At 58.3% G+C, this 13,220-nt stretch carries 18 protein-coding genes; 4 read left to right on the top strand and 14 right to left on the bottom strand.

Features of this window, described 5'->3' with window-relative positions:
* Positions 1 to 7: 7 nt before the first annotated feature.
* A complete protein-coding gene (era, locus tag J7400_RS03405; RefSeq protein ID WP_209059328.1) occupies positions 8 to 916 on the bottom strand; it encodes a GTPase Era in 909 nt (302 codons plus the stop codon).
* A gap of 230 nt (positions 917 to 1,146) precedes the next feature.
* Between era and J7400_RS03400 the strand changes: the two genes are divergently transcribed.
* The gene (locus J7400_RS03400) at positions 1,147 to 1,695 is read left to right on the top strand and encodes a thermonuclease family protein (RefSeq protein WP_209059313.1); all 549 of its coding nucleotides are present in this window, start codon (positions 1,147 to 1,149) and stop codon (positions 1,693 to 1,695) included.
* 2 nt (positions 1,696 to 1,697) lie between these two features.
* Here the strand turns inward: J7400_RS03400 and rnc are convergent, their stop codons facing one another.
* The 11 genes from rnc to folK all read right to left on the bottom strand — a co-directional run bounded on the left by rnc (position 1,698) and on the right by folK (position 9,927).
* Positions 1,698 to 2,378 (bottom strand): ribonuclease III, encoded by a 681-nt coding sequence (gene rnc, locus J7400_RS03395; protein WP_209059304.1) that lies wholly within the window; start codon positions 2,376 to 2,378, stop codon positions 1,698 to 1,700.
* Positions 2,379 to 2,385: 7 nt separating this feature from the next.
* Positions 2,386 to 3,222: a signal peptidase I gene (gene lepB / locus J7400_RS03390; RefSeq protein WP_209059289.1), complete on the bottom strand. Its 837-nt coding sequence runs from the start codon at positions 3,220 to 3,222 to the stop codon at positions 2,386 to 2,388.
* Positions 3,223 to 3,293: 71 nt separating this feature from the next.
* Complete coding sequence (gene acpS, locus J7400_RS03385) at positions 3,294 to 3,716, bottom strand: holo-ACP synthase (protein ID WP_209059287.1); 423 nt, start codon at positions 3,714 to 3,716, stop codon at positions 3,294 to 3,296.
* The gene (locus J7400_RS03380; RefSeq protein WP_348540106.1) at positions 3,713 to 4,162 is read right to left on the bottom strand and encodes a hypothetical protein; all 450 of its coding nucleotides are present in this window, start codon (positions 4,160 to 4,162) and stop codon (positions 3,713 to 3,715) included. The genes acpS and J7400_RS03380 overlap by 4 nt, the downstream gene beginning before the upstream one ends.
* Position 4,163: 1 nt before the next feature.
* Entirely contained in the window at positions 4,164 to 4,793 is a 630-nt protein-coding gene (locus J7400_RS03375; protein WP_209059286.1) for a LysE family translocator, read from the bottom strand.
* Positions 4,790 to 5,263, bottom strand: a complete 474-nt coding sequence (locus J7400_RS03370) for an ABZJ_00895 family protein (protein WP_209059277.1) — start codon at positions 5,261 to 5,263, stop codon at positions 4,790 to 4,792. Before J7400_RS03370 ends, J7400_RS03375 begins: the two co-directional genes overlap by 4 nt.
* The gene (locus tag J7400_RS03365; protein WP_247738573.1) at positions 5,260 to 5,994 is read right to left on the bottom strand and encodes a pyridoxine 5'-phosphate synthase; all 735 of its coding nucleotides are present in this window, start codon (positions 5,992 to 5,994) and stop codon (positions 5,260 to 5,262) included. Before J7400_RS03365 ends, J7400_RS03370 begins: the two co-directional genes overlap by 4 nt.
* Before the next feature lie 105 nt (positions 5,995 to 6,099).
* Positions 6,100 to 6,756 (bottom strand): DUF2062 domain-containing protein, encoded by a 657-nt coding sequence (locus tag J7400_RS03360; protein ID WP_209059271.1) that lies wholly within the window; start codon positions 6,754 to 6,756, stop codon positions 6,100 to 6,102.
* A gap of 20 nt (positions 6,757 to 6,776) precedes the next feature.
* Entirely contained in the window at positions 6,777 to 8,912 is a 2,136-nt protein-coding gene (locus J7400_RS03355) for a bifunctional (p)ppGpp synthetase/guanosine-3',5'-bis(diphosphate) 3'-pyrophosphohydrolase (protein ID WP_209059268.1), read from the bottom strand.
* Positions 8,913 to 8,937: 25 nt separating this feature from the next.
* A complete protein-coding gene (rpoZ, locus tag J7400_RS03350; protein WP_209059254.1) occupies positions 8,938 to 9,291 on the bottom strand; it encodes a DNA-directed RNA polymerase subunit omega in 354 nt (117 codons plus the stop codon).
* 75 nt (positions 9,292 to 9,366) lie between these two features.
* Entirely contained in the window at positions 9,367 to 9,927 is a 561-nt protein-coding gene (gene folK / locus J7400_RS03345) for a 2-amino-4-hydroxy-6-hydroxymethyldihydropteridine diphosphokinase (RefSeq protein ID WP_209059251.1), read from the bottom strand.
* 156 nt (positions 9,928 to 10,083) lie between these two features.
* Between folK and J7400_RS03340 the strand changes: the two genes are divergently transcribed.
* Positions 10,084 to 10,659 carry an NYN domain-containing protein gene (locus J7400_RS03340; protein ID WP_209059248.1) on the top strand — a complete coding sequence of 192 codons (576 nt, stop codon included), beginning with the start codon at positions 10,084 to 10,086 and terminating at the stop codon, positions 10,657 to 10,659.
* Positions 10,660 to 10,736: 77 nt separating this feature from the next.
* On the opposite strand, the gene J7400_RS03335 is transcribed toward J7400_RS03340, so the two are convergent.
* Positions 10,737 to 11,210 carry a cytochrome c gene (locus tag J7400_RS03335; RefSeq protein WP_209059232.1) on the bottom strand — a complete coding sequence of 158 codons (474 nt, stop codon included), beginning with the start codon at positions 11,208 to 11,210 and terminating at the stop codon, positions 10,737 to 10,739.
* Between the two features lie 118 nt (positions 11,211 to 11,328).
* Here J7400_RS03335 and ispH point away from each other — a divergent pair, with 118 nt between their 5' ends.
* Positions 11,329 to 12,288 (top strand): 4-hydroxy-3-methylbut-2-enyl diphosphate reductase, encoded by a 960-nt coding sequence (gene ispH / locus J7400_RS03330; protein ID WP_209059229.1) that lies wholly within the window; start codon positions 11,329 to 11,331, stop codon positions 12,286 to 12,288.
* 98 nt (positions 12,289 to 12,386) lie between these two features.
* Here ispH and J7400_RS03325 read toward each other — a convergent pair whose 3' ends face one another.
* The gene (locus J7400_RS03325) at positions 12,387 to 12,641 is read right to left on the bottom strand and encodes an excalibur calcium-binding domain-containing protein (RefSeq protein ID WP_209059221.1); all 255 of its coding nucleotides are present in this window, start codon (positions 12,639 to 12,641) and stop codon (positions 12,387 to 12,389) included.
* A gap of 87 nt (positions 12,642 to 12,728) precedes the next feature.
* Here J7400_RS03325 and J7400_RS03320 point away from each other — a divergent pair, with 87 nt between their 5' ends.
* Positions 12,729 to 13,181, top strand: a complete 453-nt coding sequence (locus tag J7400_RS03320; RefSeq protein WP_209059218.1) for a DUF3429 domain-containing protein — start codon at positions 12,729 to 12,731, stop codon at positions 13,179 to 13,181.
* Positions 13,182 to 13,220 lie beyond the last annotated feature (39 nt).

The raw sequence follows: 13,220 nt of genomic DNA, 5'->3' as shown, positions 1-13,220 counted from the left end.
CGTTCCTTCAGATGTTGCCGTCTTTGAAATCAAGGCCCATTTCGGAATAGCGCTCTTTTTCCTCAAGCCAGTTCGGGCGTACTTTCACCTGCAGAAACAGGTGGATACGACGGCCCATGAACTCTTCAAGCTCTTCGCGGGCGGCTTTGGAAACCGCCTTGATGGTCTCGCCTTTATTGCCCAGAACGATGCCTTTGTGCCCGTCACGCATCACATAAATCATCTGATCCACACGGGCGGAGCCGTCTTTGCGCTCTTCCCAGTTTTCGGTTTCCACCGTCATCTGGTAAGGCAGCTCCTGATGCAGACGCAGGGTGAGCTTTTCACGGGTGATTTCAGCGGCGATCATGCGCATGGGCAGATCGGCGATCTGATCTTCGGGGTAGAGCCACGGGCCTTCAGGCAGCTCTGCGGCCAGCCATTTGCGCAGATCGGCGCAGCCGTGGCCTTTCTCTGCGGAGATCATGAAGGTCTCAACAAAGATGAAGCGCTCGTTGAGGTCTTTGGTCAGGGCCAGCAGGACGTCGGATTTCACACGGTCGATCTTGTTGATCGCCAGCGCCACTTTGCGGCCCTCTGCGATCTCTTCCAGCTGCTCCAGAATGGCTTCGACACCTTTGGTGACGCCGCGATGGGCCTCCACCATCATCACGATGACATCGGCATCTGCAGCCCCGCCCCAAGCAGCGGCAACCATAGCGCGGTCCAGACGGCGGCGCGGGCGGAACAGGCCCGGGGTGTCGACAAAGACAATCTGGCTGTCGCCTTCGAGCGCCACACCCCGGATGCGCGCGCGGGTGGTCTGCACCTTATGGGTCACGATCGAGACCTTCGCCCCCACCATCTGGTTGGTGAGCGTGGATTTGCCCGCATTGGGCTCTCCGATCAGGGCAACGAATCCGGCGCGTGTGGTCATGTGAATGCCTTTGTGAGTCAGCTGTGGCTGGTTAAGGGGCGTCTGTAGCGGAAATTGCGGGCTGGGGCTAGGGGCCTGATGCGCATGGGAGATATGCGAGAGTTGGGCTTTCTCACGGAAATCCGTTTTAAAATGCGCAAACCAAGCCTGTTGACCTCACAATCTAAAGTCTTGAGCGGCTTCGAAATTTCAAGGAAGGTGGAAAGAACACCTTTGAGTTGAATATCATTATGCTAATCAAGTTCCTTAGAAGCTTATTCTGGGCCCCGCCAAAACGGCCATCTTTTTCGCCAAAGGCGAACTACCTTTCTGACAAACCAAAACTGCAGGTCGTCGAAAAGCCTGCAATTCGCCATTCTGCCAAAGAAACGATCAAACCTGCCAACACACCTGCAAAGAAACAGTTGGTCGGCAAATGTTATGTGATCGATGGCGACACCATCGTGATAGATAAAACGCACATACGTCTCTTTGGCATTGATGCGCCAGAGATGGATCAACCCTATGGAAAGAAAGCCAAGTGGGCGATGGTCTCGCTTACCAAGGGCCGAACGGTCACAGCCAATCTACTTCCAGAAAGCAGCTATGATCGTGTGGTAGCACATTGCGTTCTGGACGACGGCACCGACCTTAGCGCTGAGATGGTGAAACAGGGTTTGGCACTCGACTGGTCTAAGTTTTCAGGCGGCGCTTATAGCGAGTTTGAAACTCAAGACGCGCGCAAGAAACTCTGGCGTGTCGCAGCAAAACATCGCGGAAAGTTGCCGCCTGGCGTATAAGCCTACCCGTTCACCTTGTCCAAGAGCGCCTTCGCGGCGGCCTGTTCCGCTTTGCGTTTGGAGTTGTCTGTCGCCTCAGCCGATGCGCCATTCTCTAGCTTGGCGGCAATGGTGAAGACCGGCACGTGGTCGGGACCGGAGCGTTTGACCAGCTCATAGCGTGGTGGCGGCAGTTTGCGGGCCTGTGCCCATTCCTGCAGCGAGGTTTTGGGGTCGCGTGCGTCGGCCTCGACCGATTTCACGCGATTGCCCCAGAGCCGCAGGATCAGGGCCTTGGCCACTTCAAAGCCCGCATCGCGATAAACGGCGGCGATCACCGCTTCCATGGCGTCGCCCAGAAGCGCCTGTTTGCGGCGGCCACCGGACATCATCTCGGAACGGCCGAGCTTCAGGGCTGCGCCCAGATCAATCTCGCGCGCCACATCGGCGCAGGTTTCCTTGCGCACAAGCGCGTTAAAACGCGGGGCGAGCTGACCTTCGGCGGCGGATTTGTCGTGCTCCAGCAGCGCTTCGGACATGACAAGGCCCAGCACCCGGTCGCCCAGAAACTCCAGCCGCTGGTTGTCCTGCCGTGTGGGCGAAGACATGGAGGAGTGGGTGACCGCGCGCACCAGAAGCTCGGGGCGCGAGAATTTGTGCCCCAGTCGCGTTTCAAGCGCTTTCAGTTCCGCTGCGAGTTTCACGTGGCCCTCACTCGATCCCTTTGAAGAAACGGTCTCCGCGCCATGTCCAGAAGGCAAACATGGAGCGCCCGGCGGAGGAGAACATCACCCGGTCGGCGCGGCCGATCAGGTTTTCATAGGGTACAAAGCCCACCCCACGTGCGGATTGCGGCACGCGGCTGTCGGTGGAGTTGTCGCGGTTGTCCCCCATGAAGAAGTAGTGGCCTTCGGGCACGGTGTAGATACCGGTGTTGTCAGACTGCTGATTGGTGATGTTGAGCGTGGCGTAGCTCACACCGTTTGGCAGGGTCTCAATATAGCGCGATTTGGCACAGATGCCGCCATCGCCGACGGGGCCGTTTTCACAGCGCGGGCGGTGGCCTTGTGGGCCCTGCGGGCCGTATTCTTCGCGGAAGACACCATCGGCCTTGCGCTTCACCGGCACGCCGTTGAGGTAGACCACGCCATTTTTGATCTGTACCCTGTCACCGGGCACACCGATCAGGCGCTTGATGAAGTCATAGCCGGTCACCGGATGGCGGAAGACCACAACATCACCGCGCTCAGGCTCGCCGCCCAGAAGACGGCCGTTGTTGCCGCCAAGCCAGCCGCAGAGGTCTTCGGCGTCAATATTCACACCCACCGCCGGGATGCGCACAGACGGGCAGGAGGCATAGGAATAGCCGTAGGTCATCTTGTTGACGAAGAGGAAATCTCCGATCAGCAGCGTGTCTTTCATGGAGCCTGACGGGATCCAGAAGGGCTGAAAGAACAAGGTGCGGAAGACACCGGCAATCAGCAAGGCCCAGAAGATCGTTTTGATGGTCTCGACAATGCCGCTTTCGCTTTTGGCTTTTTCCGCCATGGGGAATGCTCTCCGCTCGTTCTGCCAGTGTTTTTTGGTCTGAGGTTACATGCGGGCGCGGGCGCGAGGTGTCAAGCAGACTGTCCCTGTGGCGCCGCAATTGGGCGGGCTTCGATCACCACAAAGGCCTGTGCCCAGGGGTGGTCATCGGTCAATGTCACATGAATGATCGCCTCATGGCCGGGCGGCGTCATCTCGGCCAGCCGCTCCTTGGCCCAACCAGTGACCTCCATCACGGGCTGCCCCGTGCGCATGTTTTTGACCGCCATGTCTTTCCAGCTGATGCCCATGGCCAGACCTGTGCCCAAGGCCTTGGAGCAGGCCTCCTTGGCGGCCCAGCGCTTCGCATAGGTGCCCACGGTGTCGCGGCGGCGCTCTGCTTTGGCCTGCTCCACCTCGGTGAAAACACGGTTTTTGAAACGATCGCCAAAGCGCTCAATGGTGCCGGAGATGCGGTCGATGTTGGCAAGATCGGTGCCGATACCAAGGATCATTGAAGAGTCGCGCCTATGTGCCCGGTGGCTTGGTTAAGGGTGAAGGTCAGTCGCGCGTCACCAAAGCTGTCGCTGTCCGGCAGAAAGCGACGCACGTTCATTTCAAAGACCAGGCCAACAGCCGGATCATAGCTGGCCTCAAGACTGGAGAAATCGGCACCAGAGAAGCCGATACCCTCCGCCATCGACACAGTGCGACACTGTCGACCACCGACTTCATCATAGGGCGGCGAGAGCACCAGTATATGGAAAGCGCCCGCTGCAGGCTCAATGGTGTCCAGCAGTGCAAGGCGGACGTCGCCATTCGCGAAGGTACGGGTGTTGTTTTCCCAAGGCTCCACAATGGAGTCCGCGCGGGCCTGCCATTCGCATTCATAGGCCTCTTGCGCAGCAGCAACGCTGGCGAAGCACAGAGCCGCGGCGGTCAGTGCAGGTTTGACAATCACTTCAACCCTCCAGTTTTGCGGTCAAAATTTTGAAGCCAGCAAAACCGAAAAACCCGGCAAATGCGAGATCAAATATACGACTGGCGCGTTGGTAGCCGCGCACGATGGCTGGGGAGGAAAACAGAAATGCATAGCCGATGAAGATCAGGATCGAGCCCACATACAGCAGGCCGAAATAGCCAAAGAGCGTGGCCGGAGTGGCATCGGCAGGGGCAACGATGGCGTATATGGAGGCCCAGCTGAGGATGGCTTTGGGGTTGGTGATGTGGATCGCAGCACCCTTGGCAAAGAGGCTGCGGGCGCTGCCGGAAAAGGGCGTGCCAGCGGCGGCGGTTGTGTCTTTGGCCACAGCGCGTTTGAGCGCCTTGAACGCCAGCCAGCCAAGATAGGCGGCCCCGGCGTAGCGCAGGATTTCAAACACCCAGACATTTGCGAGCATCACCGCAGACAGCCCCAGCGCGGCGGCAATGCCCCAGCTGGCGGAGCCTGCAAGGATGCCTAGTGCAAAGGCCAGTGTCGAGCTGCGCCCCGCAGACATGGCGGTGCCTGCGATGCCCATGGTGGCCGGCCCCGGAGAGCCACCGGCCATAAGCCATGCAATCCAGATCGCGATGAACTCAGGAGTGATCATGATTTGTTTGCTTCCAGCTGTGCCAGTTTCATGCCGTGGCGCACTCCAGACGGCAAAAAAATTCTAATCGTCAGATAGATCAGTGACACATAAAACACCAAGGACAACAGCCAATACAGAGGCGGTAACATAGCAAACACCGCTGAGGCGGACAGCCCCCAAATAGGCAATACAGCTGCCTTAAGTGCTGCGACTAACGCCTGTATGCAAATTGCAACTGCGGTCAGTGGCAGTGCATGTTTCCACGCCGCCCCTTTGGGCAAAGCCGCGCGAGCTCGTTTTCCGTGCTTCCTCCCCAAATCTTGGGCTGCGGTAGCAGCAGGGAGCCAAAGACTGATACTCGCGAGCCAATCAAGGCGACCATAAATCGCCAACACCATCTCACACACCACCAAGCCTAAAACCCACACGCTATAAAACCGAGCGAAGAGAAGTAGGTCCAACTCCATGGAGGTGTGTTCTGGTCTCATCTCCGTGCCTCATCCATCAGGCGGCGCATTTCCGCGATGGCGGGCTGAAGGCCGCGGAAGATCGACTCGCCAATCAGGAAGTGGCCGATGTTGAGCTCCATGAGCTCTGGCAGCGCCGCGATGGGGCCAACGGTTTCATAGGTCAGACCGTGACCCGCATGGACCTCCAGCCCCAGTGAATGCGCAAAACCCGCCATTTCAGTGAGGCGCACAAGTTCTGCATCGCGCTCTTCAAAACGGCCTTCGTAGTGGAAGTCACAATACGCACCCGTATGCAGCTCAATCACCTGTGCGCCAATCCGGTTAGCTGCTTCGATCTGGGCCTGATCAGCGGCGATGAAAATCGACACCCGGCAGCCCGCCTCGCGCAGCGGCGCGATGAAATGCGCCAATTTGTTTTCCTCACGCGCAACCTCAAGCCCGCCTTCGGTGGTGCGCTCTTCCCGCTTTTCCGGCACGATGCAAACCGCGTGAGGCTTGTGACACAGGGCGATGGCCTGCATTTCATCGGTGGCGGCCATCTCGAAGTTGAGCGGCACCGAAAGCGCCTCCATCAATGCGTCGATGTCGGCATCGGCAATATGGCGACGGTCTTCGCGCAGGTGCGCGGTGATGCCGTCTGCCCCCGCCTCTTCGGCCAGTTTGGCCGCGCGGACCGGATCCGGGTAAGCAGAGCCGCGCGCATTGCGCACGGTGGCGACGTGATCGATATTCACCCCAAGACGCAGCATGATCTCAGTCCTCATCTCGCTAATATGTCTGTGGCGACCCTATGCCGGGTGCCGCGCGAGGAAAACCGATTTTTGATCAAAAGATGTGATAGGGTCTTTCAGGATTTACGTGTCTGACTGGACGTTGGCGGCCTGCTCTTCGGCGCGTGCGCGCGCCTTGGCGATGCGTTCTGCGAACTTCGCGGAGCGCCGCTTCTGATAGGCACGGATCACCGGGACTGAGAGGTAATACATGACGGTCGCCGCAATGATGCCCGGGATGATCCCGCCGATCATGTAGGGGTAGAACACCTCGTCATAGAAGATACGCAGGCCCGTCCAATCCGGCACCTCATCGGTAAAAAGCGCAAAGAGATTGTGCCACAAATCTGCGCCTGCATTGGCAAATTTGCCGCCCAGCGAGCTTTTGTCACCGGCTTCAAATTCGGTACCCAAAATGAAGTGGCCGGTTTGCAGAGAGGCCACGCCGATGGGCACATAGGTCAGCGGGTTGCCAAAGAAAGTCGCCAGCAGCGCGGCAAGGATGTTGCCGCCCAGGATGCGGGCCAGAATGGCAGCCACAACAAAGTGCAGCGTGTAAAACGGCGTGAAGGTTGTGAACACCCCGGCCCAGATGCCGCGACCGATGGTTTCCGGCGAACCGGGCAGACGGTGCACACGATATTTGACATAGCGAAAGGCGCGACCCCATCCGCCACGCGGATAGAAAAACTCTCCGAGCACTCGGAGGAAGGGTCTTCTATCGCGGCGTTTGAATACCACCGGGTCTGTCCTCAGTTACGTCAGGGCGCCAGCGCGGAGCGAGCCCTCTCCGGGTTTCTGTAGCGTTCAATCTCGGCCACGTCGGTTTCCGCTTCCAAAGCCAGCATCAGCTTGTGCAGATGCTCAGCATCGCCGAGGTCCACACTTATCAGGAGGCGGTAAAAATCCGGTTTCCGGTCAACGAACTCGAGGTCAGAGATATTGGCGTTGTTCTCGCCAATCAATGTGCAAATACGCCCCAGTACGCCCGCGTCATTGCCAATGGTGACAAAGAGCTGCACCGCATAGATCGGTTTGTGTTTGCCAGCGTGCCAATGCAGATCGAGCCAACGGTCGGGCTGGTCTTCGTAGTTGGACAGCGAATCGCAGTCGATGCTGTGCACGACCACGCCCTGACCGCGGTAGGTGATGCCCACAATCCGCTCGCCGGGCAGCGGCTGGCAGCAGGGCGCGCGCTGAAAGCTCTGATCCGCAGACAGACCAATCACAGCACGTTCCGCACCAATTTCATCAGCCTCAGAGGGGGCAAGATCGGGGTAAACCGCCTGCAGCACCTGTTGCGCGGTCAGCTCGGCGGAGCCAAGGCGCGCCAGCACCTCATCGCGCTCTTTCAGGCGCAGGTGTTTGGCGGCCATATCCAACACTTTGTCGGTGGATTTCTTGCCCACATGCTCAAAGGCGGAGCGCGCCAGCTCTGAACCAAGCTTCACAAAACGTTCGCGGTCCATTTCCCGCAGGGCGCGACGAATCGCTGTCCGGGCTTTGCCGGTCTTGGCCATATCAAGCCAAGTCGCCTGCGGGACCTGCCCTTCCGCGGTGATAATCTCCACCGATTGGCCGTTTTTGATGCGGGTCCAGAGCGGCACGCGACGGTGATCCACTTTGGCACCAACACAGGCGTGGCCGATACGAGTGTGGATCGCGTAGGCAAAATCAACCGGGGTGGCGCCACGGGGCAGCTTCACCACTTCGCCTTTGGGCGTGAAGCAGAAAACCTGATCAGAATACATCTCAAGCTTCACTGCCTCGAGGAAGTCTTCGTGATCCTCCTCGGCGTCGAACTGTTCGGTCAGGCCGGAGATCCATTTCACCGGATCAACGGCAAAAGGGTTCTCGCCGCGCACACCGTCTTTGTAGGACCAGTGTGCCGCCACACCGGATTCGGCCACATCGTGCATCTGACGGGTGCGAATCTGCACCTCAACCCGACGGCCGTTGCGGCCCGACACCGTGGTGTGAATCGAGCGGTAGCCGTTGGATTTCGGCTGGCTGATATAATCTTTGAAGCGCCCCGGCACTGCGCGCCAACGCTGGTGAATCACACCGAGCGCGCGGTAGCAGCTGTCTTCGGTATCGGTGATGATGCGGAAGCCGTAGATGTCGGACAGACGGGAGAAGCCCTGATCCTTTTCCTGCATCTTGCGCCAGATTGAATAGGGTTTTTTGGCCCGGCCAAAGACCTCGCCGGTCACATTAACGGCGGCCAGCTCCTGACGCATGTCGGCGGTGGTTTTCTCGATGACGTCGCCGGTTTCTTTCTGCAGCGTCACAAACCGGCGCATGATCGAAGCGCGGCCATCGGAATTGAGCACCTTGAAAGCCAGATCTTCCAGCTCGTCGCGCATCCACTGCATCCCCATGCGGCCGGCAAGAGGCGCATAGATGTCCATGGTTTCGCGCGCTTTCACAGCCTGCTTTTCAGGGCGCATGGCTTTGATCGTGCGCATGTTGTGAAGGCGGTCGGCCAGCTTGACCAAGATCACCCGCAGGTCTTTGGACATCGCCATGAAGAGCTTGCGGAAGTTTTCGGCCTGTTTGGTCTCTGAAGAAGACAGCTGCAGATTGGTCAGCTTGGTGACGCCATCCACCAGACCGGCCACCTCTTCGCCAAAGCGCTCTGCCACCAGCTCATAAGACGCTTTGGTGTCTTCGATCGTGTCATGCAGCAACGCCGTGATGATGGAGGCATCATCCAAATGCTGCTCTGCCAAGATGCAGGCGACTTCGATGGGGTGGGTAAAATAGGGTTCGCCGGAATGGCGGAACTGACCATCATGCATCTGGCGGCCAAACTCATAGGCCGCGCGAATAAGATCATCGTTGGTCTTAGGGTTGTAGGCGCGAATGTGGTCGACAAGTTCGTCAGCAGGAATCATTTGCGCCTACCGTAGTTGCTGGGGCTTAGCCCTGGCCTTGCGCTTCCATAAGGGCACGCAGGAGTTTCTCTTCGGACATATCGTCCTCCGCCGGGGTATCGGCTTCGGCACCCATCAGAAGCGCCATGCGGTCTTCTTCTGGTTCATCCACTTCGATCTGGCTCTGGTTGGATTCGATCAGACGCTCACGCAGTTCGTCAGCGGTCTGGGTCTCTTCCGCGATCTCGCGCAGGGCCACGACTGGGTTTTTGTCGTTGTCACGATCCAGTGTGATTGCGGCGCCAGCCGAAATTTCACGGGCACGGTGCGACGCGAGCATCACCAGCTCAAAGCGGTTCTGAACTTTGTCTACGCAGTCTTCAACGGTCACGCGGGCCATCAGGCACTCCATTCGTTATGGATCGGGTCGGAAGTCGTGTATGTAAGCGGGATTGTACCCCTTGACAAGCAAGATTCACAGAGGCTCCGGCTCATTGCGCTCGGTTTCGGGCAATTGGGCAAACATTTCTGCCACCGTGAGGCCAATAAGCGGGTGCCGCCAGTGCGGAGCGACGTCCAGAAGCGGGGCCAGAACGAAGGCGCGGTCTTGCAGGCGCGGATGCGGGAGAATCAGTTGCTCGGGCGCTTTGGTGGCCTGTGTCTGCAGATCCAGCTGCCGCCAGCAGGTCTGCACTTCGGCGTCCGGCAGCACCAGATCGTCCAGCGCAATAAGATCAATGTCCAGTGGACGTGTGCCCCAGCGTGTGAGACGCTCGCGCCCAAACTCCGCTTCGATGTCATGCAAACACATAAGAAGATCGCGCGGGTTCAAATCCGTGTGAATGGCAACTGCAGCATTCACAAAATCAGGCCCAGCCCCCGCGGGAAAACAAGGGGTTTGATAGAATCGGCTGATTGCGCGAATATGGATGGAATTACCACTCAATACCTTGATACAATGAACTATTGTTTCTTTGGGAGTCCCGAATTTAGATGGCAAGTTACCGCCGAGGGCTAAGAGGCCGTATCTGCTCACTTAAGTAGCTCCGAATTACGCGAGTTATGGGCGATATGTCGCGAGCGCTTGAAGGCCCGGAAAGATACCTATATTTTAAACAACGCTGTCGCGCCTATCCAAATAATTTCACTCACGGGACATGCCAAGCGCGACAGAGCCAGAAAGGACATTTTGATGTTTTACAAAGACGAACGGCTTGCGCTGTTCATAGACGGTTCGAATCTGTACGCGGCCGCCAAGTCGCTCGGTTTCGATATCGACTACAAGCTTCTGCGGCAGGAATTTATGCGCCGTGGTAAGCTGTTGCGTGCGTTTTACTACACCGCGCTTTTAGAAAATGACGAGTATTCGCCAATTCGACCTCTGGTTGATTGGCTGCATTACAACGGCTTCACCATGGTGACCAAAGCTGCCAAGGAGTACACCGATGCTCAGGGCCGCCGTAAGGTCAAGGGGAACATGGATATCGAGCTGGCAGTGAATGCTATGGAGCTCGCGCCGCATGTGGACCACATTGTGCTGTTTTCGGGAGATGGGGATTTCCGGCCGCTTGTGGAAAGCTTGCAGCGTCAGGGCGTGCGCGTATCGGTTGTGTCAACGATCCGCAGCCAGCCACCAATGATCAGCGACGAACTGCGTCGTCAGGCCGATAATTTTATCGAGCTCGACGGGCTGCGCGAGGTTATCGGGCGCCCGCCGCGTGACCCGATGCCGGAGCCGGGCCGCGAAGCGGAGATGGTTGGCAACTGAGCCTTACACACAAGAGTTAGAATCGAACCGGGGTGCTGAGCGCCCCGGTTTTTCTTTGTCCTGTCACAGGGACATTGTCATTCCGATTGCGCGTTCATGCTGTTGTGCATTTCAATCACTCGGTCGGGCCAGGTGCTTTTGATAAAAGCCAGCACATCCAGAATGTCCTGATCGGTCATGCTGCCAGCGAATCCCGGCATATTGCTTTGATAGCCCTGCCCCACAACTGCCTCCGTGCCCAGTTTGGTGATCCTAAAGAGCACCTCGTCAGGATGGTGCCAGGTGTGGCCGCTTGCGTCATGCGGCGGGGCTGGCATCAAACCGTCTGCATCGCGTTCGCGCCAATTGGGTGCGCCTTGCAAAGCCGCGCCGTGGCAGACCGCGCAATTCTCGGCATAAAGTTCTGCGCCCTGCGAAACCCGCGCGGCTTCGTCATAAGGCAGCCGCAGGGCAGCGGCATCCGCATCTGAAGCGCCAAAGGCAAATTGCCAGACAATCGCGGCGACGGCGACAGTGGCCGCGGTTGCGACGGTTGCTTGCTTGAAAGACATGTCCTCTCCATTCGTCGTTTGCCCGCTGCTAGCAGCCTCCCACACTGGAAGGTCAAGCACTGGACGGCGCGCTGGGAAATCACTACCTGTGGGCAACGACCAATGTGGAGTTGAGCCGATGAGCAAGCCGCCTCTGACCATTCACCTTGCTGCCCCGCGCGGCTTTTGCGCCGGTGTGGACCGGGCCATTAAGATCGTGGAGATGGCTCTCACGAAATGGGGTGCGCCGGTCTATGTCCGCCATGAGATCGTGCACAACAAATATGTGGTCGACGGGCTGCGCGACAAAGGTGCTGTGTTTGTCGAAGAGTTGGATGAATGCCCCGATGACCGTCCGGTGATCTTTTCGGCCCATGGTGTGGCCAAGGTGGTCCCGGCGGAAGCTCAGCGGCGCAATATGATCTATGTGGACGCCACCTGCCCGTTGGTGAGCAAGGTCCACATTGAGGCGGAGCGCCATTCTGAAAGCGGGCTGCAGATCATCATGATTGGCCACGCCGGGCATCCGGAGACCATTGGCACCATGGGGCAATTGCCGGATGGCGAAGTGCTTCTGGTGGAGACCGAGGCGGATGTGGCCGATGTGGATGTGCGTGATCCGGACAAGCTCGCGTTCGTGACGCAAACCACACTGTCGGTGGATGACACCAAAGGCATTGTTGCCGCGCTCAACAACCGCTTTCCCAATATTGTGGGCCCACATAAGGAAGACATCTGCTATGCCACCACCAACCGCCAGGAAGCGGTGAAGGAAGTGGCCCCCAAAGTGGATGCGATGCTGGTTGTGGGTGCGCCCAACTCCTCCAACTCCAAACGTCTGGTGGAAGTGGGTTCGAAAAACGGCTGTGATTACAGCCAGTTGGTGCAGCGCAGCACCGATATCGACTGGCGCGCGCTGGAAGGCATCTCTGCTCTTGGCATCACCGCAGGTGCCAGCGCACCGGAAGTTCTGGTGAATGAGGTGATCGACGCCTTCCGCGACCGCTTTGACGTGACGGTCGAGATCGTGGAAACCGCCGTTGAGCGGGTGAACTTCAAAGTGCCGCGCGTGCTGCGCGATGTGGAAGCGGCCTCTTAACGTCCTTGCAGAGGCAGGGAGCGCCTGTTGGGCGGATGATTAGCGGTACACCTCTTTGGAAAGTGCCTGTGCGCTGAGACATTCAGCGCTGCGGCGCATTATTTCTCGCAGGCGATCCCATCCTTATCGCGATCCAGTTTGTAGGGATCAGGCCCAACAACCTGAATAGGGCCTTTCACATAAATCGGGCCATTTCCGCTGCCACCGGCACAATCCACGTCCGGGCCATTTGGCGGCAGGCACGCGCCTTTATAGCTGGGGTGGCAAGGTTGCGCGGCAGCGGCGATAATACCTATGAGCTGGGCAATGGTCAGCACCAGAAGCGCGCGTGTGTTTAGTCTATTGATCGTCATCACGCTTGGGTAGTGTATTGCCTATGGGCACGGAAGAGATCGCGTGCATACTGACGTGACGAAACAGAAAAACGCAAAGAGGTGAAGATGTTAGGCATTCCAAAGGCGCCATTGGCACTGGGGCTGGCCGGATTGATCCCGTTTGTCTGGGGCGCGCTGTCCTACCTGAACCCGGTTCTGGCGCTTTGGGGCACGCAGGCGATTGGGCCGCGGTTTGTCGGGCCTTACATCCAGCTCTACTACGGTGCGATCATTTTAAGCTTCATGTCCGGCGTGTTGTGGGGCTTTGCCACCAAAGCGGAAGGCGGGCGGGCGGCAACAGGCTATGCGCTCGCGGTTGTTCCGGCGCTCTGGGCGTTTTTCATGACCGGCGGCGGGCCTGTCAGCGCGGGGACCAATCTGTTGTTTGGTTTCGCCGGGCTTCTGTTTCTGGACTATGCGTTTTTCAAATGGGGGCTGACACCGCCATGGTGGATGCGGTTGCGACTGATCCTGACAGCGGTTGTGGTGAGCTGTCTGGCGATCAGCGTGGTTTATTGAGCGCATGGCGCGCTGCGCTTGTGGCCGAGTGGAGGAGTT

Origin of the sequence: Shimia sp. R9_2, assembly GCF_017743735.1 — a bacterium.
In the GTDB taxonomy this organism is placed as follows: Bacteria; Pseudomonadota; Alphaproteobacteria; order Rhodobacterales; family Rhodobacteraceae; genus Shimia.
Note: the sequence above shows the minus strand (reverse complement) of the source record. Positions and strands in the feature narration are given on the sequence as shown.